The organism is Actinoallomurus oryzae, from assembly GCF_039541955.1.
GTDB classification, from domain to species: Bacteria; Actinomycetota; Actinomycetes; order Streptosporangiales; family Streptosporangiaceae; genus Actinoallomurus; species Actinoallomurus oryzae.
The window spans coordinates 77,605-98,985 of record NZ_BAABHF010000024.1 but is presented as its reverse complement, the minus strand read 5'-3'; the positions used below and the strand labels follow the sequence as shown (position 1 = coordinate 98,985).

The following is a 21,381-nucleotide window of genomic DNA, read 5'->3' as shown; positions in this document are numbered from 1 at the left end:
CGCTGAGTGGTAGATGTGTCGCAACCTGTGGATAACTCGGTGCGAGAGGCGCTCAGGGTGGTGTCATGCCGACGGTGGGGTCGTCGTCCCACCAGGGCAGAAGGCGTACGGGTGCTCGGCCCACCAGGATCAGCGGGTCGAGATACGAGAGCCCGTGCCGCAGCCCCCAGTGCAGGCACGCGACCTGGCCGCAGTGCCCGAGCACGCCCTCCACCACGCCGATGCGCGTCCCGGCCTTCACGACGCGGCCGGGCCGCACCGTCGCGCGTACGGGCAGGTAAGTCGTGCGTAAGCGCCCGTGGATCACGGTGACCACACCTCGCCCCGCCAGGTCCCGCGCGTATCCGACGCGGCCGGGCCCGGCCGCGTACACCGCCTGCCCCGGGCGGGCCGCCAGGTCGGCGCCTCGATGGCCGGCCTCCCAGGGATGGGCCGGAGGGTCGTAGGGCCGTAACACCTGCGGCGCCGGGCGCAGCGGCCACCGCCACTCCGTCGCGCCGCCGGCCGGGCCGGGACCGGCGGGCAGCAATGTCGTGATCACCAGAAGCACTCCGCTCCACGTCATGCCACCACAGCCTGAGTCCGGCCGGGGCCGGCCACCAGAGCGTCCGCCCCGATGTGGATAACTCCGCTGATTCCACGCCAGGGGCGCGCCGCCGGTACACTGACTGAACGGTCGCATGACCGAATTCACGCGCCCGCCGGCCATCGGCGAACGGTGGGGCGGCCCTCTCGGTCCGTGACGGCAGTCACGGCAGGGGCACGCACGGGCGCCAGACAACCGAGAACGGCCCGCACAGGGCCAGACAGGAGCGGAACGGGCATGGCACCCGTCGTCACCATGAAGCAGCTGCTCGAGAGCGGCGTCCACTTCGGGCATCAGACCCGGCGCTGGAACCCGAAGATGAAGCGTTTCATCTTCACCGAGCGCAACGGCATCTACATCATCGACCTGCAGCAGTCGCTGTCCTACATCGACCGCGCCTACGACTTCATCAAGGAGACCGTCGCCCACGGCGGCACGATCCTGTTCGTCGGCACCAAGAAGCAGGCGCAGGAGTCGATCTCCGAGCAGGCGCAGCGCGTCGGCATGCCCTTCGTCAACCAGCGCTGGCTGGGCGGCATGCTCACCAACTTCTCGACCGTCCACAAGCGCCTGACGCGCCTGAAGGAGCTCGAGGAGATCGACTACGACGACGTCGCGGGTTCGGGTCTGACGAAGAAAGAGCTCCTCATGCGCAAGCGTGAGAAGGACAAGCTCGAGCGCACCCTCGGCGGCATCCGGGACATGGCGCGTGTGCCCAGCGCGGTGTGGATCTGCGACACCAAGAAGGAGCACATCGCCGTCAACGAGGCGCGCAAGCTGGGCATCCCGGTCGTCGCGATCCTCGACACCAACTGCGACCCGGATGAGGTCGACTACCCGATTCCGGGCAATGACGACGCCATCCGCAGTGTCAGCCTGCTCACCCGCGTGGTCGCCGACGCCGTCGCCGACGGTCTGATCGCCCGCGCGGGCGCCTCCGCCTCCGGCGACGAGAAGCCGGCCTCCGTGGGAGCCGAGGAGCCTCTCCCGGAGTGGGAGCGCGAGCTGCTGGAGAAGAAGGCCGAGGCCGACGCGGCCCAGGCTCAGGCCGAGGCGCAGGCCCCCGCCGAGGCGCAGGCCCCGGCTGAGGCGCAGGCCCCGGCTGAGGCGCAGGCCCCGGCTGAGGCGCAGGCCGAGGCGCAGGCCCCGGCCGAGGCGCAGGCTGAGACGACGCAAGAGCAGCCCGCCCAGGAAGCCTGACGGCCGGCCGACAACCGAAGACGAAAGAGACAGACCACAATGGCGAACTTCACCGCCGCCGACGTCAAGCGGCTCCGGGAGCTCACCGGCTCCGGCATGATGGCGTGTAAGAACGCCCTCACCGAGGCGGAGGGCGACTTCGACAAGGCCGTTGAGCTTCTGCGTCTCAAGGGCGCCAAGGACGTCGGCAAGCGCGCCGAGCGCACCGCCGCCAACGGCCTGGTCGCCCAGCACTTCAAGGGCGACAACGACGGCACGCTGATCGAGCTCAACTGCGAGACCGACTTCGTCGCGAAGAACGAGCAGTTCATCGCGCTGGCCGACCAGATCGCCGCGTTCGCCGCGAACACCGACGTGGCGGACGTGCCGGCGCTGCTCGGCGCGGAGATCGAGCCGGGGACGACCGTTCAGCAGCTGATCGACAACAACAGCGCGAAGATCGGTGAGAAGCTCGAGCTGCGTCGCTTCGCCCACTTCTCGGGCGGCTACGTGGCCAGCTACCTCCACAAGTCCGACCCGTCCCTGCCGCCGACCACCGGCGTGCTGGTCGAGCTGGACACCGCGAACGCCGAGGTCGCCAAGGACATCGCGCAGCAGATCGCCGCGATGTCGCCGAAGTACCTCAGCAACGACGACGTTCCCGAGGACGTCGTCGCCAAGGAGCGGGCCCTCGCGGAGCAGATCACGCGTGAGGAGGGCAAGCCCGAGCAGGCGATTCCGAAGATCGTCGAGGGACGCGTACGGTCCTACTTCAAGGACTTCGTCCTTCTTGAGCAGCCCTTCGTGAAGGACCCCAAGAAGACGATCGCTAAGGTCCTCCAGGAGTCCGGCGTGACCGTCAAGCGCTTCGCCCGGTTCAAGGTCGGACAGGCCTGAGGGTCGCCGAAGACAGAACGAGAGACTAAGGAGCCGCCGCCGTGCAGGAGAACGAAACCACCGACACGACGGCGGCTCCGTCGTCCCAGTCCCACGGCTGGAAACGTGTCCTTCTCAAGCTGTCCGGCGAGGCGTTCGCCGGCGGTGAGGGCCTCGGCATCGACCCGGCGATCGTGCAGCACATCGCCAAGGCGATCGCCGAGGTCACGCGCGAGGGAGTGCAGGTCGCCGTGGTCTGCGGCGGCGGAAACATGTTCCGCGGCGCGCAGATGTCGGCCCGCGGCATGGACCGTGCCCGCGGCGACTACATGGGCATGCTCGGCACCGTGATCAACTGCCTGGCTCTGCAGGACTTCCTCGAAAAGCTCGGGGTCGAGACGCGGGTGCAGACCGCGATCACGATGGGGCAGGTCGCGGAGCCGTACATCCCGCGGCGCGCCATCCGTCACCTCGAGAAGGGCCGCGTGGTCATCTTCGGAGCGGGGATCGGCCAGCCGTTCTTCTCCACCGACACCGCCGCCGCCCAGCGGGCCCTGGAGATCTCCGCCGACGCGGTGCTCAAGGGCACGCAGGTCGACGGCGTGTACGACGCCGATCCGAAGAAGAACCCGGACGCCTTCCGGTTCGACCGGCTGGAGTACGGCGAGGTGCTGCAACGCGGGCTGAAGGTCATGGATGCCACCGCGATCAGCCTGTGCATGGACAACGGCCTGCCGATCGTGGTCTTCGACCTGATGGGTCAGGGCAACATCGTGCGTGCCGTACGCGGTGAAAAGATCGGCACATTGGTATGTCCGGCGGACAGTTGAAATACAGGAGCCTAAGGTGATCGACGAAATCCTCCTCGAGGCCGAGGAGAAGATGGACAAGGCCGTCACTGTCGCCAAGGAAGACTTCACCAGTATCCGTACCGGCCGAGTCACGCCCGCGATGTTCAACAAGATCACCGCGGACTACTACGGGACACAGACGCCCATCAACCAACTCGCGTCGTTCCAGCTCCCCGAGCCGCGCATGGTCATCGTCCAGCCGTACGACGCCTCGTCGATGAACGCGATCGAGAAGGCCATCCGCGACAGTGACCTGGGTGTCAACCCCGGCAACGACGGGAAGATCATTCGTGTGGTCTTCCCCGAGCTGTCGGAGGAGCGCCGCAAGGAGTTCATCAAGGTGGCCGGGCACAAGGCGGAGGAGGCGCGGGTCTCGATCCGCAACATCCGCCGTCACGCCAAGGACGCCTTGGACAAGCTCGCCAAGGCCGGCGACGCGGGCGAGGACGAGGTGCACCGCGCGGAGAAGGATCTCGACGACTTCACGCACAAGCACGTCGCCAAGATCGACGAGTTGCTCGAACACAAGAAAGCCGAGCTGCTCGAGGTCTAGTGGGACTCGAACAGGCCCCCATGCCGGCACCGGAGATCCCGGAGGAGCAGGCGGACACGGGCAAGAAGAAGCGCGGATCCAGCCGTAACCTTCCCATCGCCGTCGCGGTCGGTGTGGCGCTGGGCGCCGTGGTGCTGCTGTCGCTCTACACGATCAAAGAGATCTTCCTCGGCGTCGTCGTCCTCTTCCTGGGCATGGCCGTCTGGGAGTTCATCCGGGCGTTCGACTCGCGCGGCATCCGGATCCCGTGGGTACCGGTCATGGTCGGCGGGCTCGCGACGGTGCTGTGCACCTACTTCTGGGGTACGACGGCGCTGGTCGCGGGCTTCGGCCTGACCGCCCTCGTCGTCCTGCTCTGGCGACTGCCCCGGGGCCAGGACGGCTACGTCCGCGACGCGACGGCGGGCGTGTTCGCCACGGCCTACATCTGGTTCCTCGCCGGATTCGTCGTGCTCCTCCTGGCCGCCCCGGACGGCGCCGACCGCGTACTGATCTTCATCGCGGTCACGGTCGCCAGCGACATCGGCGGGTTCTTCGCCGGTTCCTTCCTGGGCAGCCACAAGATGGCCCCGTCCATCAGCCCGAAGAAGACGTGGGAGGGGGTCAGCGGATCGGCGCTGACCTGCATGATCGTCGGCGGAATCCTGCTGCCGTGGCTGCTGCACGGTCACTGGTGGCAGGGGGTCATCGTCGGCGCGGCCGCGGTCTGCTCGGCGACTCTCGGCGACCTCATCGAGTCGATGATCAAGCGGGACCTCGGCATCAAGGACATGGGCAGCCTCCTGCCCGAACACGGCGGGGTCATGGACCGCCTCGACTCACTCCTGGCGACCGTCCCGGTGGTCTGGTTGCTGTTCGAGGTGTTCGTGCCGCCCGCGTAGACCCGTGACACCGGGCGGCCGACCACGGTGCCCGGCGCATGGACGCCGCACGCACACGGCGACCGAGCCGACCCCGCTGGAGTCCCCCAAGGGCCGGCCGAAGGCGGGCGCCTCGGTTACTCGCCCACGACCCAGCTGCGTCCCTTGCGGGCGAGGCGTTCGATGAGGGCGTCCGAGCCTTCCTGCTTGCCGTACTGCCGCTCCTCCTCGGTGATCGGCACGATCCACAGCCACTGCACCGGGTCGCCGCCGAATGAGAACGCCGTCAGATCGGGGGCGTCCGGACCCTCGAGGCGGTTGGGGTTGTCGAGCAGGAGGACGCCTTCCCAGGTCGGACCCAATGGGAACGTCCGAGCCTCGTGGTACCACTTCACATTGTCACCCGGGGCGAAGGAGGTGACGGCCTGCCATGGATACTGCGCCAGCCACGGAAAGACCCTGCCCGCCTGCACGCTGGGCAGGGTCGTGGCGACCGCGAGCTCGATGCGGGCGTGCTCGGCGACGTTGTCCTCATACAGCTCGACCGTGGGCATCCGCTGGCAGCTCATGCCGACGGTCGACAGCACGTTGTACGACCGGTCGCCGCGCGCCGGGCGCTCGGAGACGCCCACGACCGGTTCGCGCCGTGGCGGCGTGGTGGTCGCCGGCGTGGCGGGCCGTGGCGCGGGTACGGCCGGTCGCTGCGCGGATCCGGCGGGCCGTTGCGCGGGTACGGCGGGCTGCGGCCCGTTGTCCGTACGGTCCGGCCGGCGGCCGATGTCATGCCAGTAGTAGCCGCCCGGTCCCAACCGGCTCAGCAGGTGGCCGAGCAGTGACTGCTGAAAGGCCTCCCAGGCGCCCTGTCCACGCCGCCAGCTCCAGAACGCCTCGGCCTGCAGTATCCGCGGGCCGAGCTCGTCGATCTCATCGTCCAGCGCGAACGCGAACGGGCTCCGGCCGATCGCCTCCCGCGCGTATCCGGGGATGCCGCGGTCCGTGTCGGACCAGCCGGGGATGACGCACAACGGCTGCCCGGCCTCCATCAACGCGACCCCGTCACCCTCCTCGAACCACACGACCTCCAGCGTCCGGGGGTCGAGCGGCGGCCGCCCCTTGGGGTGTTTCGTACGGCCGCTGGGCAGTGCCGGCACCAGACCGGCGTTGAGCCGCGCCAGATCGGCGTGGTACGGCGCCTCCTGATGGTTGGCGACCCAGCTGGCCGCGACGGTCTCCCCGTCAGCGGTGCGCAGGTACGCCGCCGTGGCGACCTGGTCGTACTCAACGTCGAGGACACGGCTCCCATAGGGGCTCGTGTCACTGAGCAGGACCCGCGCCTCCCGCGGCGTTCTACGCAATACCGGCATAGGAAGGGACTGTAGTGATTTCAGTGCCCGAGCGGAGTAACGACCTGCCGAAAGAACGCCCTCTTGTCCAAACCGAATCCGGGGCCCGCCCGGTGGCCGGTGGGCGGCGTGCGGTCAAAGCTCTCCCGGGTGTCTGCCACACTGGTACGAACATGTCCGCTCAGCTCACCTTCGCCGCTCCGCGGCGGGCCAAGCCGCCCCGTCATCTCGCCGATCTGTCCCCCGGTGAGCGCCGGGAGGCGGTTGCGGCGCTGGATGAAAAGCCGTTCCGCGCCGACCAGCTCTCCCGGCACTACTTCGGCCGGCTGGTCGACGATCCGGCTGATATGACCGACCTGCCGGCGGCGGTGCGCGACCGTCTCGTCGCCGAGCTGATGCCGACTTTGCTCACCTCGGTGCGCGACCAGGTCTGCGACGAGGGCATGACCCGCAAGACGCTGTGGAAGGCGTTCGACGGCACGCTGATCGAGTCGGTCCTCATGCGGTACCCCGATCGCGTGACGATGTGCGTGTCCTCGCAGGCCGGCTGCGGCATGAACTGCCCCTTCTGCGCGACCGGCCAGGCGGGGCTCACCCGCAACCTGTCGACGGCCGAGATCGTCGAGCAGGTGGTGGCCGGGGCCCGTGCGCTGGCCCGAGGCGAGATCCCCGGCGGCTCCGGACGGGTCAGCAACATCGTCTTCATGGGGATGGGCGAGCCGCTCGCGTCGTTCAACAACGTCGTACGGGCGATCCACCGGTTCAGCGACCCCAGTCCGGCCGGGCTCGGCATCTCCCAGCGCAACATCACCGTCTCGACGGTCGGTCTCGTACCCGCCATCGGGCGGCTCGCCGACCTCGACCTGAAGGTGCGTCTCGCGGTGTCGCTGCACGCGCCCGACGACGAACTGCGCGACGAGCTCGTGCCCATCAACACGCGCTGGAAGGTCGCCGAGGTCCTGGACGCCGCCTGGGCGTACGCCGACCGCACCCGGCGACGCGTCTCCATCGAGTACGCCCTCATCCGCGACATCAACGACCAGGCCTGGCGTGCCGACCTGCTGGGGCGGCTCATCAAGGGCCATCCCGTGCACGTCAATCTGATCCCGCTCAACCCGACGCCCGGGTCGAAGTGGACCGCCTCACGGCCGTCCGTCCAGACGGAGTTCGTCCGGCACCTGGAGGCGCACGGCGTGCCGGTCACCGTACGCGACACGCGTGGCCAGGAGATCGACGGAGCCTGCGGGCAACTCGCGGCGATGCCTCAGGAGGCCCCGCTGCGGACCCGGCAGGGATAGGCGCACGTCACCCGGCCTTCCAACGTGAGGCAGGCCGGATACGGCCATGGCGCGTCGCGTGGTCGTGCGTCGCCTGTTCGGCGGAGATCGGAAACAATGATCAGATGCCAGACTTTCCGCGTGCCTTCCGCGGCTACAGCCCCGCTCAGGTGGATGCGCTCATCGGCCGTATCGAGGGGACGCTCGGGCTGAGCCCGCTGTACGCGCCGCCGGTCACGGCCGATGAGGTCAACGCGGTGAAGTTCCGGCGGGCGGTGCGTGGATATCGCATGAAGGCCGTGGACGAGGCGCTCGAGAAGTACATCCGCGAGCTGGAGGACAAGGCCGGCGGCAAGCGCATGGTGTCGGGCGAGGTGGACCGGCTCGTCGGCCTGGTGCGCAACGTGCAGTTCGCGACGTCGCGGCTCAGTCCCGGGTACGACGAGCAGGAGGTCGACGACTTCCTCGACACGACCATCGCCGCCCTCCGCGCGGGCACGGCGCGGGGCTCGGTGGTGAAGAAGTCGGCGTTCGCGACGACCCGGATGCGTCCCGGCTACCGGCAGGCGGAAGTGGACGCCTTCCTGGAGCGGCTGGCATCGGAGATCGAACGCCTCCGCTCCGAAGGCTGATCCGACGGCCGGGGCCGTCTCGAAGGCCGACCCGGCCGGGGCCGCCCCCAAGGCCGACCCGGCCGGGGCCGTCAGGGGCGGGTGCGGCGCAGGCGGACGTACAGGGCGATCGCGATGGCGGTCCACGCGAGGGTGCGCGCCGCCAGTTCGGGGAAGGCGCCGACGAGGCCGGAGGGCCCGTGGCCGGCCGCGCGCATCCAGTCGATCATCGGGACCGTCAGGAAGCGCAGCGGCGTCAGGCCGAAGATGAGGTTCAGGGTGCAGACGCCCAGCAGGACGAGGATCGAGGTGCCCGTCGAGCGGATGACGGCGCGGCTGGTCAGCGCGCCCAGCGCGGTCGCGGCCAGAGCCGACAGGGGGCACAGCGTGGCGCCGAACACCATGGCCTGGGGGTTCAACCCGGAACCGGCGGCCTGGGCGAGCAGGTAGACCGGAGCGACCAGTGCCAGCACGGCGCTGAAGACGAACGCGGAGAGCAGGCCGGCGATGAGGGCCCGACGGCGGCCCGCGGTGACCGCGGACACGTGCCGCTGGACGTCCGGCTCGGTGTCGAGGAGCCCGCGCGCCGCCCAGGCGCAGATCGGGAAGATCAGTACGGCCGCGTCGGCGATGGCGCTGACCGTCCCCTTCCGCACTTCGGCCGGCGTACCCCCGAGCGGACTGGAGAACATGATCGCCAGCAACAACGCCAGCGCGAGCACCGGGTGCAGCGCACGCACCGACCGCAGGTACCCACTGAGCTGGAAGCGCATTACGGCGATCATCGACCGTCTCTCGGGGGGCGGCGAGACCGGGAGCGGCGGCCGCCGGCGGTCGAGGTCCGTGTTCATCGGCGGCGGGCGTGGTAGCCGTCGGCGGTCAGGCGCTCGACCAGAGCGTCGGCCTCGTCGGAGCGTACGGTGACCTCCACGATCGTGTGCTCGTCCGGTAGGTCTCCCACCGTCACCGTGTGACCCGACACCCGCCACCGGACGACGTCCGGGAGTTTCCGCAGGTCGCCCTGGTGATCGCTCACCACCACCGACGTGCCGTCCGCGGTGAGGCCGGACAGGAGCGACGGCAGCGCCGCGCGCGTCTCGGCGTCCAGGCCCGCGAAGGGTTCGTCCAGCACGAGGAGCTCCGGCTCGGCGAGCAGCGCCTGGATCAGGCCCGCCTTGTGGGCGCTGCCCTTCGACAGGTCGGGCAGCCGGGTGCCGAGCAGGCCGGAGAAGCCCAGGCGCGCCGCCCACTTCGCCACGGCGGAGTCATCGACCCCCCGGATTCTCGCCATGTGGCCCAGATAGGCGCTCGCGGTGAAGGGCTGGGCGGCGGGGAAGAGCTCCGGGGCGTACCCGACGCGCGGCGGACGGCCCGAAACACGCCCGCGCACCGGGGGCACCACTCCGGCCAGCAGCCGCAGCAGCGTGGACTTGCCCGCTCCGTTGGCCCCACTGACCTCGATGAGCCGCCCGCGGGGTACGGTCAGCGTCACATCGCGGAGCACCCACGGCGCGCGTCGCCGGTAGCGGAAGGCGACCTGGTCCAATTGCACGACCCCGGACTCTACCGGCGTCACATAAGCCCAACGTAAGCGGAAGAATGCCACCATGGACTGCGCGTTCTGCGAGATCGTCGCGGGCAGGCGACCCGCCCACGTCGTGCTGGACGACGACGGGCCCGCCGTGGCCTTCCTCGACACCCGGCCTCTGTTCAAGGGGCACACGCTGCTCGTGCCGCGGGAGCACTACGAGACCCTGCCCGACCTGCCGCCCGAGCTGCTCGCCCCCTACTTCGGCGCCGCCCAGCGGCTGGCCGAGGCGATGGAGACCGTGCTCGGCGCCGCCGGGTCGTTCGTCGCGATGAACAACCGGATCAGCCAGAGCGTGCCGCACCTGCACACCCATGTCGTGCCGCGCAACCGCAAGGACGGCCTGCGCGGGTTCTTCTGGCCGCGCACCAGGTACGACTCCGACGACGAGGCACGTGAGTACGCCAAGCGCCTGCGCGAGGCGCTCGGCTGATGCTCGCCGAGGCCACCGAACCCCGCACCGGCGTGCCCCGGCGGCAGGCGGTGGCCGTCGGCGCGCTCACCGTGATCGTGGCGGCCGTGTACTCGGTCTACTCCCTCCTGCGGTTCTGGGCCTTCCGCACCACGACGTACGATCTGGTGATCTTCGACCAGGCCGTACGGTCCTACAGCCGCCTCCACCTGCCCGTCGCGATCGTCAAGGGCGTGCACAACGGGTTCGGCGCGCACTTCACCGTGCTCGGCGACCACTTCTCGCCGATCCTCGCGCTGCTCGCCCCCCTGTACTGGATCCACGACGGGCCGCAGACCCTTCTCGTCGCCCAGTCGGTGCTGCTCGCGCTGGCGATCGTCCCGCTCTGGGCCTTCACGCGCCGCCGGCTCGGGAGCGGGCCGGCGTACTGCGTCTCCGCCGTGTACGCGCTGGCGTGGCCGGTGGCCGAGACGCTGGCGTTCGACTTCCACGAGATGGCGTTCGCGCCGGTCCTGTCGATGCTCATGCTCGAACGCCACGAGGCCGGCCGGCGGTGGCAGAGCGCGGCGGCGGCCGGCGCCCTGCTGCTCGTCAAGGAGGACATGGGCCTGCTGGTCGCCGGCTTCGGGTTCTACCTGCTGACCCGGCGGGGCGAGCGGAGACGCGCGGTCCTTCTCGTCGTGGCCGGGGTGTTCTGGACCTGGCTCGCCTCCCGGGTGCTGATCCCGGCCTTCGGCGGTTCGGCCGACTACTACTGGGCCTACGACGCGCTCGGCCGCGACCTGCCGCACGCGGCGGCCGGCGCGCTCACCCATCCCTGGACGGTCGGGAAGCTCCTGGTCACCCCGCACGTGAAGGTGACGACGATGCTGTGGCTGGTGGCGCCGCTGCTGCTGCTTCCGCTCCTGTCACCGATCACGCTGTCGGTGCTGCCGCTGCTGGCCGAGCGGATGCTGTCGAGCCGGTTCGGGCACTGGTGGGAGCCGCGATTCCACTACAACGTCGCGCTGACCGCCCTGCTCGTCGCGGCCGGCGTCGACGGCGCGGCGCGCCTCGCCCGGTTGCTGCCTCGCCTCCGGCGGCGGCCCGGCCTCCGCGAGCGGCCCGGCCTCGGACAGCGGCTCCGTCTCGGGAGGCCGCTGCCGCGGGCCGAGCACGTATGGCCGGTGGCCGCCCTCGCCGCGACCCTGGTGGTGGTCCCGCACTTCTCCTTCGGCAGGTTCGCCGAGCCGGGCTTCTACCGGCGCGACGCGCGGGCCAGAGCCGCTGCCGCGATCCTGCCCGCCGTCCCCGACGGCGCGCTGATCGAGGCGCCCAACGGAATCGGCCCGCAGCTGAGCGGCCGTACGCGGGTGCTGCTGTGGGACGACCGGCCGCGCTGGGCCCCGTGGGTGCTGGCCGACGTGGCGGCCCAGGACTTCCCGTTCCCCTCGCTGCAGGCGCAGCGCGACCGGGTGAGCCTGCTGCGGCGCGAGGGCTATTCGGTGGTCCGGCAGCAGGACGGGTACGTCCTGCTCAACCGCCCGGGATCGGTCCCCGATCTGAACCCCGGGTGACCAGCGCGGCGATGTGCGCGGGCACGGGGAGGCCGTCCGGGAGCGCCGGGTCGGGTACGGGCGGGCGGCGGACGACCTCCAGCGGCACGACCCCGGCCCAGAGCCCCAGCGAGGCGTCGGGGCCGTCGCCGTCTTCCGGCGGCCCCTCCGCGACCTTCACCGACGCCTCCTCCAGCGACAGCGCGAAGATCGCTGTGGCGGCCAGCTCCTTGCGGCTCGGCCGCCGCGCGTAGTCCCACTGGCCGGGCGCCGCGTGCTCGGTCAGGACGCGCAGCCCCTCGAGCTTGGCCTCGCCGGACAGCGCGCGCGGCATCCCGTACACCATCGCGCTGCGGTAGTTGACCCCGTGCTCGAACACCGAGCGCGCCAGCACCAGCCCGTCCACGTGCGTCACCGTCACGCACACCGTCCGCCCGCCCGCCAGGCTCCGGCTGGCGACCGACCCGTGGAAGTACAGGAACGAGTCGTCGAAGCCGTACACCGTCGGCACGACCATCGGCGTGCCGTCGACGACGACGCCGAGGTGGCAGACGAACCCGGCGCGCAGCACCGCGAACAGGGCCGCCCGGTCGGTACGGCCCTGGTCGCGCAGTCTCCGCAACCGCGTCCGGTCGGTGGACGACAGCGGGGTCACAGCCGGGTCCACGCCTCCGTCAGCACCGACCGCAGGATCCGCTCGATCTCCTCGAAGTGCTCCTGCCCGCAGATCAGCGGCGGTGCGAGCTGGACGACCGGGTCGCCGCGGTCGTCGGCCCGGCAGACCAGGCCCGCGTCGAACAGCGCCGGCGACAGGAACCCGCGCAGCAGCCGTTCGGACTCGTCGTCGTCGAAGGTCAGCTTGGTGGCCTTGTCCTTGACCAGCTCGATGCCGTAGAAGTAGCCGTCGCCGCGTACGTCGCCGACGATGGGCAGGTCGTTCAGCCGCTCCAGAGTGGCGCGGAAACCGGCCTCGTTCGCGCGGACGTTCTCGAGGATCTTCTCCTTCTCGAACACCTCGAGGTTGGCCAGCGCGACCGCGGTGGAGACCGGATGCCCGGCGAAGGTGATGCCGTGCAGGAAGGTCGCCGTGCCCTCGTTGAACGGCTCCATCAGCCGGTCGTCCACGAGCATGCCGCCCAGCGGTGAGTAGCCGGAGGTCAGGCCCTTGGCGAAGGTGATGATGTCGGGCCGGTAGCCGTACCGCTCGGCGCCGAAGTAGTGGCCGAGCCGCCCGAACGCGCAGATCACCTCGTCGGAGACGAGCAGCACGCCGTGCCGGTCGCAGATCTCGCGGACCCGCTGGAAGTAGCCGGGCGGCGGCGGGAAGCAGCCGCCGGAGTTCTGCACCGGCTCCAGGTACACCGCGGCCACGGTCTCCGGGCCCTCGCGCAGGATGGCCCGCTCGATCTCGTCGGCCGCCCACCGCCCGAACCGTTCGAGTGAGTCGCCGTGCTCCGGGGCGCGGTAGAAGTTGGTGTTCGGCACGCGTACGGACCCGGGCACGAGCGGCTCGAACGGAGGCTTGATGCCGGCCAGGCCGGTGATCGACAGCGCGCCCATCGAGGTGCCGTGGTAGGCGATGTCCCGGCTGATCACCTTGTAGCGCTCCGGCTGCCCGACCAGCTTGAAGTAGGCGCGGGCCAGCTTGAACGCCGACTCGACCGCCTCGGACCCGCTCGTGGTGAAGAACACCCGGTTCAGGTCGCCGGGCGCGAGGGCGGCCAGGCGCTCGGCCAGCTCGACGGCGTTCGGGTGGGCGTAGGACCACAGCGGGAAGTAGGCCAGCTCACCGGCCTGGCGGTGCGCGGCCTCGGCGAGCTCGGTGCGGCCGTGACCGAGCTGGGAGACGAACAGGCCGGACAGGCCGTCGAGGTAGCGGCGGCCCCGGTCGTCGTAGACGTAGGGCCCCTCGCCGCGCACGATGACCGGCACGTCGGTGTCGTTGTACGCCGACATCCGGGTGAAGTGCAGCCACAGATGACGTTTGGCCGAATCCTGTGTGTTCATCAGCCGCTCACCCTCCTTACGCTGGGTCATCGCGTTCCCCAGGAGTAGATCTGCTTGCGCAGCTTGAGGTAGACGAAGCTCTCGGTGCTGGTGACGGTCGGGATGGCCCGGATGCGGCCCAGGAGTTCCAGGAGGTGGTCGTCGTTCTCGCAGACGAGTTCGGCGAGCAGGTCGAAGGACCCGGCGGTGATGACGACGTAGTCGATCTCCTCCATCGCGGCCAGCGCGTCCGCGACCGCGGTGAGGTCGCCCTCGCACTTGATGCCGATCATCGCCTGCCGCAGGAAGCCCAGGGACAGGGGATCGGTGACCGCGACGATCTGCATAACGCCGGCTTCGAGCAGCCGCTGCACCCGCTGGCGCACGGCCGCCTCCGACAGGCCGACGGCCTTGCCGAGCGCGGCGTACGAACGGCGTCCGTCCGCCTGCAGCAGCTCAATGATCTTCTTTGACGTCTCGTCGAGGGTCACACCGGTGCGCCGCCCGCTCGGCGTCTGCCGGACGGGCGGGGGGTGTTCGTCGCTCATCGAGTCCTCCTCGATGCGACATCGTGTCATCTATGCCTAGATTGTCAAGGAATCCATCGTGAAATCCGATTGTAACAACGGAATCCCTTGTCTCACCTCAGTTGTTCTGCCATGGTCGGGGCCATCCGTTCCGGACCCCGGAGGTCGAGGATGACTCTGCGAAACTTCGTGGGCGGCGAGTACGTCGAGACCAAGGACGGCCGCGTCTCCGACGTGGTCGACCCGAGTACGGGCGAGCCGTACGACCAGGCTCCGGTGTCGGGACCCGCGGACGTCGACGCGGCGATGACCGCGGCCGAGGCCGCCTTCCCGGCCTGGCGCGACGCCACGCCCGGCGAGCGCAGCCTGGCCCTGCTCCGCATCGCCGACGCCGTCGAGGCCAGGGCGGAGGAGTTCGTCCAGGCCGAGTGCCGCAACACCGGCAAGCCGCTTCAGCTCACCCGGGACGAGGAGATCGGCCCGATGGTGGATGAGTTCCGGTTCTTCGCCGGCTGCGCCCGACTGCTCGAAGGCCGGTCGGCGGGGGAGTACCTGGCCGGCCACACCTCGATGATCCGCCGCGAGCCCATCGGCGTCTGCGCGCAGGTCACGCCGTGGAACTACCCGATGGTCATGGCCACCTGGAAGATCGCCCCGGCGCTCGCGGCGGGCAACACCGTCGTGCTCAAGCCCTCCGACACGACACCGGTCACGACGCTGATGCTGGCCGAGGTCGCGGCCGAGTTCCTCCCGCCCGGCGTGCTCAACGTCGTCTGCGGAGACCGCGGCACCGGGCGCGAACTCGTGGCCCACCGGATTCCGCAGATGGTCTCGGTCACCGGGTCCGTACGCGCCGGCAAGGAGGTCGCCCGGCAGGCCGCCGACACGCTCAAGAAGGTCCACCTCGAACTCGGCGGCAAGGCCCCCGTGATCGTCTTCGACGACGCCGACGTGGAACGTGCCGCCCAGGGCATCGCCGAGGCGGGCTACTTCAACGCGGGCCAGGACTGCACCGCGGCCACCCGGGTGATCGCCGGCCCCGGCGTCCACGACGACTTCGTCGCCGCCCTGGCCGAGCAGGCGCGCGGGACCAAGGTGGGCCCGCCGTCGGAGGAGGACGCCTTCTACGGCCCGCTCAACAACGCGAACCAGCTCGCCCGCGTGAGCGGCTTCCTCGACCGCGCGCCCGCGCACGCCGAGGTCGTGGCCGGCGGCGGGCGCCTCGGCGACCGCGGCTACTTCTACGCGCCCACCGTCGTCACCGGGCTCGCCCAGGACGACGAGATGATCCAGGACGAGATCTTCGGCCCGGTCATCACCGTGCAGCGCTTCACCGACGAAGAAGAGGCGTTGCGCTGGGCCAACGGCGTGGAGTACGGCCTGGCGGCGAGTGTGTGGACCACCGACCACGGCCGCGCGTTGCGGATGGCCAAGGGCCTGGACTTCGGCGCCGTGTGGATCAACACGCACATCCCGTTCGCGTCGGAGATGCCGCACGGCGGCTACAAGCACTCGGGGTACGGCAAGGACCTGTCGATGTACGGGTTCGAGGACTACACGCGGATCAAGCACGTGATGAGTCACATCGGGGCTGAGTGAGGTTTGCGAGGCAACGGTGAGTAGCCCGGTCGGCGAGAACCGGCCGAGCGGGCCGAGGGAACTGGGATACGACGTGACGGAAACGAAAACGGCGGGCGCGCCCGCCGGCACCGACCTCGCGGCGATCGAGCTGAGGGGCGTCAAGAAGACGTTTCAGGCGCACGGCGACGCCGTGGCGGCGGTCAGGGGCGTCGACGTGGCCATCGGGGAGGGCGAGTTCTTCTCGCTGCTCGGCCCGTCCGGGTGCGGCAAGACCACGACCATGCGGATGATCGCCGGCTTCGACGAGCCCACCGAGGGCGAGGTCTTCCTGCACGGCCAAGACGTCGTGGGCGTGCCGCCGAACAAGCGGGACGTCAACATGGTGTTCCAGTCCTACGCGCTGTTCCCGCACATGACCGTGCTGGAGAACGTCGCGTTCGGGCTGCGCCGCAAGGGCGTCGCCAAGGCCGAGGTCGCGCGGCGCGTCGGCGAGATGCTGGAGATCGTCGACCTGAAGGGCCGGGAGAGACGCCGCCCGCGCGAGCTGTCCGGCGGCCAGCAGCAGCGCGTCGCGCTGGCCCGCGCCCTGGTCAACCGTCCCCGCGCCCTGCTGCTCGACGAGCCGCTCGGCGCGCTGGACCTCAAGCTCCGCCAGGCGATGCAGGTCGAGCTCAAGCGCATCCAGCGGGAGGTCGGCATCACGTTCGTGTACGTGACGCACGACCAGAACGAGGCGCTGACGATGTCGGACCGCATCGCCGTGATGAACGACGGCCGGATCGAGCAACTCGGCACGCCGCGGGAGATCTACGAGCGGCCCGCGACCGCGTTCGTCGCCGGCTTCATCGGCACCTCCAACGTGCTGTCCGGCACCGTCGCCCGCGCCGGTGGGGGCCGCGCGGTCATCGAGCCGGGCCCGGGGGAGCGGATCGTGGTGCCGTGTGATGCCGCGCCGGGTGAGGAGATCGAGCTCACCGTGCGGCCGGAGAAGATCGACGTGCGGTCCGACCCTCCGGCCGGCGACGGCTGCGCGCTGCGCGGCACCGTGACCGAGGTGGTGTACCTCGGCATGTTCACCAACTACAACGTGGCGACCTCGACCGGTGCCGAGGTCGTCGTCTTCGTGCAGAACGTCTCCTCCGCGGACGACGTCGCCACCCGGGGGGACAGCGTCTGGCTGTCGTGGGATCCACGCCATTCCTACGTGATCGGAGCCTGACACCTATGACCACAGACCCCGCGTTCCTCCGAGGCATGACGAGCAACCGCCGCGACGCCCTGCGGCTCCTGGGACTCACGGGTGCCGGGCTCGGGCTGGCCGCCTGCGGCGTCAAGGGACAGAAGGCCGCCCCGCCCAAGCAGAACGACGTGCAGAAGTACTGGGCCGGCAAGACCAAGCACGGCCACGTGAACTTCGCGAACTGGCCGCTGTACATGGACAAGGCCCGCACGCCGCTGAAGGCGTTCACTAAGGCGACCGGCATCACGGTGACCTACCGGGAGGTCATCTCGGAGATGCCCCAGTGGTTCGGCAAGATCGCGCCGCAGCTCCAGGCCGGGCAGTCGATCGGCTACGACCTGATGGTGGTCACCAACGGCGTGGAGTTCACCAAGCTCAAGGAGCTCGGCTATCTCGTGCCGCTGGACCACTCACGGCTGCCGAACTTCGCCAAGTACGCCGCGGAGATCTACCGCAAGGAGTCCTTCGACCCGGGAAACGTCTTCAGCATCCCGTACCAGACGGGGCTCACCGGCATCGCGTACGACCCGGCGAAGACCGGGCGCGAGATCACCAGCATCCAGGACCTGTGGGACCCCGCGTTCAAGGGCAAGGTCGGGATGATGTCCGATCCGCAGGAGATCGGGAACTTCGGGATGTTCGCCATCGGCGTCGACCCGGAGAAGTCCACCCCCGCCGACTGGAAGCGCGCCGCCGCCAGGCTGCAGGAGCAGAAGAGCAAGGGCATCGTCCGCAAGTACTACGAGCAGGACTACATCGACGCCCTGACGCGCGGCGACGTGTGGCTCACCATGGCCTGGTCCGGCGACATCTTCCAGCAGAACCTCTCGGAGAAGTCGAACCTGAAGTTCGTCATCCCCAAGGAGGGCGCGACCCTCTGGACCGACAGCCTGATGATCCCCAAGACCGCGGAGAACCCGGTCGACGCGCTCATGCTGATGGACTTCTTCTACCTGCCGGACACCGCCGCGAAGCTGGCCGAGAGCGTCAACTACGTGACCCCGGTGCCCGCCGCGAAGCAGGCCATCGAGGCCGACGCCGCCAAGGCCACCGGCGCCGACCAGAAGTCGCTGCAGCAGATCGCGGAAAGCCCGCTCGTCTTCCCCTCCGACGCCGACTACGCCAAGCTGCGGCACTACCGCACCCTGACGACGGCCGAGGAGAAGGAGTACAACACCACCTTCCAGCACATCACGGCGGGCTGACGATGCGCCGGCGCCTCGCCCCGTACGCCCTGATCCTGCCCGGAGGGCTGTGGCTCGCCATCTTCTTCGTCGTGCCGATGGTGGTGATGCTGTCGTTCTCGCTGATGCAGGGTGACGTCGTCAACGGGTTCCGGCTCACCTGGCACTGGCAGAACTACAGCGACGGCCTGTCCACCTACGCCGACCAGCTCATCCGGTCGCTCGTCTACGGCCTGCTCGCCACGGCGGCCTGCATCGTGCTGGCCTACCCGGTGGCGTACTGGATCGCCTTCCGCGGCGGCGCGCGCAAGACGACGTACCTGTTCCTGATCCTGCTGCCGTTCTTCGTCTCGTTCGTGCTGCGGACCTTCTCCTGGAAGTTCCTGCTGGCCGACGACGGCATCGTGCTGTCGCCGCTGAAGGACGTCGGCCTGTTGCCGCAGGACTTCCACGTGATCGCCACCGGGTTCGCGGTCGTGGCCGGGCTCACGTACAACTACCTGCCGTTCATGGTCCTGCCGATCTACGTGGCGCTGGAGCGGGTGGACCCCAAGATGATCGAGGCGGCCCAGGACCTGTACGCCTCGCCGGCGCAGGCGTTCGCGCGGGTGGTGTTCCCGCTCTCGCTGCCCGGGGTCTTCGCCGGGGTGCTGATGACGTTCGTGCCGGTCAGCGCCGACTACGTGAACTCCACCGTGCTCGGCGGCACCAACAACACGATGATCGGCAACATCATCCAGAACCTCTACCTGGTCAACACCGATTATCCGCAGGCCGCGGCACTGTCCTTCACGCTGATGGCGATCCTGCTCATCGGGATCTTCCTGTACGCCAAGGCGTTGGGCACCGAGGACGTCCTGGAGGTGGCGACGCGATGACCGCGACCGTGGTGGAGGACGGCTCCCGTACGGCGCGCAGGGCGCGCGGGCGCTGGAGCGATCGGCTGCTGTACGCCTACACCTGGCTGATCATCATCTGGCTGTGCCTGCCGATCGCGGTGATGATCGCGTTCGGGTTCAACGACGCCAAGGGCCGGCTCAACCTCACCTGGCAGGGCTTCACGTTCAAGTGGTACGGCCAGCTGTTCTCGGTGCCGGACCTGACCACGGCCCTGGTGAACTCCCTGACGATCGCGTTGATCGCCACGGTCGGCAGCGCGGTCCTCGGCACGCTGATCGGACTCGCCCTCGGCAGGTACCGCTTCCGCGGACAGGGCTCGCTGAACCTCGTGCAGTTCGCCGCGATCTCCGCGCCGGAGACGGTCATGGGCGCGTCCCTGCTGTCCTTCTTCGTGCAGCTGAACATCGGGCGCGGCTACTGGACGATCGTGATCGCGCACATCATGTTCTCGCTGTCGTTCGTCGCGGTCACCGTGCGCTCGCGGGTGCTCACCCTCGACCCGGCGATCGACGAGGCGGCCCGCGATCTCGGGGCGACCGGCTGGACGGCGTTCCGGCTCGTGACCCTGCCGATGATCTTCCCGGCGGTGCTGGCCGGCGCCCTGCTGGCGTTCGCGCTGTCGATCGACGACTTCATCATCACGAGCTTCAACAGCGGCTCCACCCTGACGTTCCCGCTGTGGATCTGGGGTGCGCAGAAGAACGGCCTGCCGCCGCAGGTCAACGTCATGGGCACGCTGATCTTCGTGGCGGGTGTGCTGCTCGCGGTCGGCAACGCGGTGCTCGCCCGGCGGCGCAGGTGAGGCTCTGATGGACGCACTGAGGGCACTGGCCGAAGCCGAGCCCACGCCCTACTGGCTGACCGACCCGGCGGCGCCCGAGCCCGCCGCCGCGCTGACCGGCCCGGTCTCGGCCGACCTCGCGGTCATCGGTGGCGGGTACACCGGGCTGTGGACCGCGCTGCGCGCGCGGGAACGCGACCCGTCGCTCGACGTCGTCCTCCTGGAGGCCGACGTCGCCGGGGGTGCCGCCTCCGGGCGCAACGGCGGCTTCTGCGCGGCGAGCCTCACGCACGGGCTGGGCAACGGCCTGGCCCGCTGGCCCGAGGAGATCGCCACGCTGGAGCGGCTCGGCCGCGAGAACCTCGACGGCATCGAGGCCGCGCTCGCGCGGTACGGCATCGACGCGGAGTTCGAGCGCACCGGCGAGCTCGACGTCGCCACCGAGGACTGGCAGCTCGCCGACCTCGCCGAGCTGGCCGAGCGCGCGGGCGAGGCCGGGCGGCACCTCGAACCGCTCGACGCCGATGCCGTGCGGGCCGAGGTGAACTCGCCGACCTACCAGGGCGGCCTGTGGGACCGGGACGGTGTCGCGCTGGTGCATCCGGCCAAGCTCGCTTGGGGGCTGCGGAGGGCGTGCCTGGCGGCCGGAGTGCGGATCTTCGAGCGCACGCCGGTGCTAGCGATCGAGGAGGCGGGCGGCGGGCTCCGGCTGCGGACGCCGTACGGCACGGTCACCGCGGGGGAGGTCGCACTGGGCACCGGCAGCTTCCCCGCACCGCTGCGCCGCCTGCGCCACTTCATCGCGCCGGTCTATGACTACGCGCTCGTCACCGAGCCGCTCTCCGACGCGCGCCTCGCCTCGGTGGGCTGGCGGAGCCGTACGGGCGTGGGCGACTCCGGCAATCGGTTCCACTACTACCGGCTGACCGCCGACAACCGGATCCTGTGGGGCGGCTACGACGCGATCTACCACTTCGGCGGCGCGGTCCGCGCCGAGCTCGAACGCCGGCCGGCCACGTTCGCGACGCTCGCCGAACACTTCTTCACGACCTTCCCGCAGCTCGAGGGCGTGCGGTTCACCAACGCCTGGGGCGGCGTCATCGACACGTGCAGCCGGTTCTGCGCGTTCTTCGGCACCGCGTACGGCGGGCGGCTCGCGTACGCCGCGGGGTACACCGGGCTCGGCGTCGGCGCGACGCGGTTCGGCGCCGACGTCATGCTCGACCTGCTGTCGGGCGAGGAGACCGAGCGCACCCGGCCGGCGATGGTGCGCTCCAAGCCGGTGCCGTTCCCGCCGGAGCCGCTGCGGTACGGCGCGGTGCAGCTCACCCGCTGGTCCCTGGCCCAGGCGGACCGGCACGAGGGCCGCCGCAACCTGTGGCTGCGCACCCTCGACGCCCTGGGCGTCGGCTTCGACTCCTAGTGGTCGCGTCTGATGGTCGCGCTCGCCTCCTCACTCGCTACGCGGACGGCTCGTTCCTCACCGGCCGCTCCGCTCGCTCGTCGGCTCG

The 21,381-nt window shown here is 70.0% G+C and carries 22 protein-coding genes; 15 read left to right on the top strand and 7 right to left on the bottom strand.

Going from position 1 to position 21,381, the window contains the following annotated elements; translation table 11 throughout:
* Window positions 1–52: 52 nt before the first annotated feature.
* Complete coding sequence (locus ABEA10_RS21625; protein WP_345466555.1) at window positions 53–565, bottom strand: M23 family metallopeptidase; 513 nt, start codon at window positions 563–565, stop codon at window positions 53–55.
* Window positions 566–823: 258 nt separating this feature from the next.
* Between ABEA10_RS21625 and rpsB the strand changes: the two genes are divergently transcribed.
* The 5 genes from rpsB to ABEA10_RS21600 are packed head-to-tail and all read left to right on the top strand — an operon-like array spanning window position 824 to window position 4,926.
* On the top strand, window positions 824–1,786 hold the full coding sequence (rpsB, locus tag ABEA10_RS21620) for a 30S ribosomal protein S2 (protein WP_345466553.1): 963 nt from the start codon (window positions 824–826) through the stop codon (window positions 1,784–1,786).
* 39 nt (window positions 1,787–1,825) lie between these two features.
* Window positions 1,826–2,662 carry a translation elongation factor Ts gene (gene tsf / locus ABEA10_RS21615; RefSeq protein ID WP_345466550.1) on the top strand — a complete coding sequence of 279 codons (837 nt, stop codon included), beginning with the start codon at window positions 1,826–1,828 and terminating at the stop codon, window positions 2,660–2,662.
* 41 nt (window positions 2,663–2,703) lie between these two features.
* Complete coding sequence (gene pyrH, locus ABEA10_RS21610; RefSeq protein WP_329256533.1) at window positions 2,704–3,471, top strand: UMP kinase; 768 nt, start codon at window positions 2,704–2,706, stop codon at window positions 3,469–3,471.
* Window positions 3,472–3,487: 16 nt separating this feature from the next.
* The gene (gene frr / locus ABEA10_RS21605; protein ID WP_345466547.1) at window positions 3,488–4,045 is read left to right on the top strand and encodes a ribosome recycling factor; all 558 of its coding nucleotides are present in this window, start codon (window positions 3,488–3,490) and stop codon (window positions 4,043–4,045) included.
* 20 nt (window positions 4,046–4,065) lie between these two features.
* Entirely contained in the window at window positions 4,066–4,926 is an 861-nt protein-coding gene (locus ABEA10_RS21600) for a phosphatidate cytidylyltransferase (protein WP_345466545.1), read from the top strand.
* Between the two features lie 116 nt (window positions 4,927–5,042).
* Here the strand turns inward: ABEA10_RS21600 and ABEA10_RS21595 are convergent, their stop codons facing one another.
* Window positions 5,043–6,269, bottom strand: coding sequence for a suppressor of fused domain protein (locus ABEA10_RS21595; RefSeq protein ID WP_345466543.1), 1,227 nt, complete (start codon window positions 6,267–6,269; stop codon window positions 5,043–5,045).
* 152 nt (window positions 6,270–6,421) lie between these two features.
* Here ABEA10_RS21595 and rlmN point away from each other — a divergent pair, with 152 nt between their 5' ends.
* Both rlmN and ABEA10_RS21585 read left to right on the top strand, forming a co-directional pair.
* Window positions 6,422–7,546: a dual-specificity RNA methyltransferase RlmN gene (rlmN, locus tag ABEA10_RS21590; protein WP_345466541.1), complete on the top strand. Its 1,125-nt coding sequence runs from the start codon at window positions 6,422–6,424 to the stop codon at window positions 7,544–7,546.
* 104 nt (window positions 7,547–7,650) lie between these two features.
* Entirely contained in the window at window positions 7,651–8,157 is a 507-nt protein-coding gene (locus ABEA10_RS21585) for a DivIVA domain-containing protein (RefSeq protein WP_345466539.1), read from the top strand.
* A 71-nt stretch (window positions 8,158–8,228) separates the two neighbouring features.
* On the opposite strand, the gene ABEA10_RS21580 is transcribed toward ABEA10_RS21585, so the two are convergent.
* Window positions 8,229–8,921 carry a hypothetical protein gene (locus tag ABEA10_RS21580; protein ID WP_345466537.1) on the bottom strand — a complete coding sequence of 231 codons (693 nt, stop codon included), beginning with the start codon at window positions 8,919–8,921 and terminating at the stop codon, window positions 8,229–8,231.
* A gap of 62 nt (window positions 8,922–8,983) precedes the next feature.
* Window positions 8,984–9,688, bottom strand: coding sequence for an ATP-binding cassette domain-containing protein (locus ABEA10_RS21575; protein WP_345466535.1), 705 nt, complete (start codon window positions 9,686–9,688; stop codon window positions 8,984–8,986).
* A gap of 55 nt (window positions 9,689–9,743) precedes the next feature.
* Here ABEA10_RS21575 and ABEA10_RS21570 point away from each other — a divergent pair, with 55 nt between their 5' ends.
* The gene (locus tag ABEA10_RS21570; RefSeq protein WP_486303800.1) at window positions 9,744–10,157 is read left to right on the top strand and encodes an HIT family protein; all 414 of its coding nucleotides are present in this window, start codon (window positions 9,744–9,746) and stop codon (window positions 10,155–10,157) included.
* Complete coding sequence (locus ABEA10_RS21565) at window positions 10,157–11,692, top strand: DUF2079 domain-containing protein (RefSeq protein ID WP_345466532.1); 1,536 nt, start codon at window positions 10,157–10,159, stop codon at window positions 11,690–11,692. The genes ABEA10_RS21570 and ABEA10_RS21565 overlap by 1 nt, the downstream gene beginning before the upstream one ends.
* On the opposite strand, the gene ABEA10_RS21560 is transcribed toward ABEA10_RS21565, so the two are convergent.
* The 3 genes from ABEA10_RS21560 to ABEA10_RS21550 are packed head-to-tail and all read right to left on the bottom strand — an operon-like array spanning window position 11,652 to window position 14,205.
* On the bottom strand, window positions 11,652–12,338 hold the full coding sequence (locus tag ABEA10_RS21560; protein WP_345466530.1) for a pyridoxamine 5'-phosphate oxidase family protein: 687 nt from the start codon (window positions 12,336–12,338) through the stop codon (window positions 11,652–11,654). The two genes, ABEA10_RS21565 and ABEA10_RS21560, sit on opposite strands and share 41 nt — an antisense overlap.
* A complete protein-coding gene (locus ABEA10_RS21555) occupies window positions 12,323–13,678 on the bottom strand; it encodes an aspartate aminotransferase family protein (RefSeq protein ID WP_345466528.1) in 1,356 nt (451 codons plus the stop codon). Before ABEA10_RS21555 ends, ABEA10_RS21560 begins: the two co-directional genes overlap by 16 nt.
* A gap of 26 nt (window positions 13,679–13,704) precedes the next feature.
* Window positions 13,705–14,205, bottom strand: coding sequence for an Lrp/AsnC family transcriptional regulator (locus ABEA10_RS21550; protein WP_345466526.1), 501 nt, complete (start codon window positions 14,203–14,205; stop codon window positions 13,705–13,707).
* Window positions 14,206–14,355: 150 nt separating this feature from the next.
* Between ABEA10_RS21550 and ABEA10_RS21545 the strand changes: the two genes are divergently transcribed.
* From ABEA10_RS21545 to ABEA10_RS21520, 6 genes are all read left to right on the top strand, one after another.
* Complete coding sequence (locus tag ABEA10_RS21545; protein ID WP_345466524.1) at window positions 14,356–15,783, top strand: gamma-aminobutyraldehyde dehydrogenase; 1,428 nt, start codon at window positions 14,356–14,358, stop codon at window positions 15,781–15,783.
* Between the two features lie 73 nt (window positions 15,784–15,856).
* Window positions 15,857–16,984, top strand: a complete 1,128-nt coding sequence (locus ABEA10_RS21540) for an ABC transporter ATP-binding protein (RefSeq protein WP_345466522.1) — start codon at window positions 15,857–15,859, stop codon at window positions 16,982–16,984.
* Window positions 16,985–16,989: 5 nt separating this feature from the next.
* On the top strand, window positions 16,990–18,210 hold the full coding sequence (locus tag ABEA10_RS21535; RefSeq protein WP_345466520.1) for a polyamine ABC transporter substrate-binding protein: 1,221 nt from the start codon (window positions 16,990–16,992) through the stop codon (window positions 18,208–18,210).
* 2 nt (window positions 18,211–18,212) lie between these two features.
* Window positions 18,213–19,067 (top strand): ABC transporter permease, encoded by an 855-nt coding sequence (locus ABEA10_RS21530; RefSeq protein WP_329256566.1) that lies wholly within the window; start codon window positions 18,213–18,215, stop codon window positions 19,065–19,067.
* Window positions 19,064–19,891, top strand: coding sequence for an ABC transporter permease (locus tag ABEA10_RS21525; protein ID WP_329256567.1), 828 nt, complete (start codon window positions 19,064–19,066; stop codon window positions 19,889–19,891). The genes ABEA10_RS21530 and ABEA10_RS21525 overlap by 4 nt, the downstream gene beginning before the upstream one ends.
* A 7-nt stretch (window positions 19,892–19,898) precedes the next feature.
* Window positions 19,899–21,293, top strand: a complete 1,395-nt coding sequence (locus ABEA10_RS21520; RefSeq protein WP_345466517.1) for an NAD(P)/FAD-dependent oxidoreductase — start codon at window positions 19,899–19,901, stop codon at window positions 21,291–21,293.
* The last annotated feature ends 88 nt before the right edge of the window (window positions 21,294–21,381 follow it).

Bases quoted from the DNA above. Each gene is read 5' to 3' on its own strand.
- ABEA10_RS21625 (WP_345466555.1), bottom strand. From the start codon at position 565: ATGACGTGGAGCGGAGTGCTTCTGGTGATCACGACATTGCTGCCCGCC.
- rpsB (WP_345466553.1), top strand. From the start codon at position 824: ATGGCACCCGTCGTCACCATGAAGCAGCTGCTCGAGAGCGGCGTCCAC.
- tsf (WP_345466550.1), top strand. From the start codon at position 1,826: ATGGCGAACTTCACCGCCGCCGACGTCAAGCGGCTCCGGGAGCTCACC.
- ABEA10_RS21600 (WP_345466545.1), top strand. From the start codon at position 4,066: ATGCCGGCACCGGAGATCCCGGAGGAGCAGGCGGACACGGGCAAGAAG.
- ABEA10_RS21595 (WP_345466543.1), bottom strand. From the start codon at position 6,269: ATGCCGGTATTGCGTAGAACGCCGCGGGAGGCGCGGGTCCTGCTCAGT.
- rlmN (WP_345466541.1), top strand. From the start codon at position 6,422: ATGTCCGCTCAGCTCACCTTCGCCGCTCCGCGGCGGGCCAAGCCGCCC.
- ABEA10_RS21585 (WP_345466539.1), top strand. From the start codon at position 7,651: ATGCCAGACTTTCCGCGTGCCTTCCGCGGCTACAGCCCCGCTCAGGTG.
- ABEA10_RS21580 (WP_345466537.1), bottom strand. From the start codon at position 8,921: ATGATCGCCGTAATGCGCTTCCAGCTCAGTGGGTACCTGCGGTCGGTG.
- ABEA10_RS21570 (WP_486303800.1), top strand. From the start codon at position 9,744: ATGGACTGCGCGTTCTGCGAGATCGTCGCGGGCAGGCGACCCGCCCAC.
- ABEA10_RS21565 (WP_345466532.1), top strand. From the start codon at position 10,157: ATGCTCGCCGAGGCCACCGAACCCCGCACCGGCGTGCCCCGGCGGCAG.
- ABEA10_RS21555 (WP_345466528.1), bottom strand. From the start codon at position 13,678: ATGAACACACAGGATTCGGCCAAACGTCATCTGTGGCTGCACTTCACC.
- ABEA10_RS21550 (WP_345466526.1), bottom strand. From the start codon at position 14,205: ATGAGCGACGAACACCCCCCGCCCGTCCGGCAGACGCCGAGCGGGCGG.
- ABEA10_RS21545 (WP_345466524.1), top strand. From the start codon at position 14,356: ATGACTCTGCGAAACTTCGTGGGCGGCGAGTACGTCGAGACCAAGGAC.
- ABEA10_RS21535 (WP_345466520.1), top strand. From the start codon at position 16,990: ATGACCACAGACCCCGCGTTCCTCCGAGGCATGACGAGCAACCGCCGC.
- ABEA10_RS21530 (WP_329256566.1), top strand. From the start codon at position 18,213: ATGCGCCGGCGCCTCGCCCCGTACGCCCTGATCCTGCCCGGAGGGCTG.
- ABEA10_RS21525 (WP_329256567.1), top strand. From the start codon at position 19,064: ATGACCGCGACCGTGGTGGAGGACGGCTCCCGTACGGCGCGCAGGGCG.
- ABEA10_RS21520 (WP_345466517.1), top strand. From the start codon at position 19,899: ATGGACGCACTGAGGGCACTGGCCGAAGCCGAGCCCACGCCCTACTGG.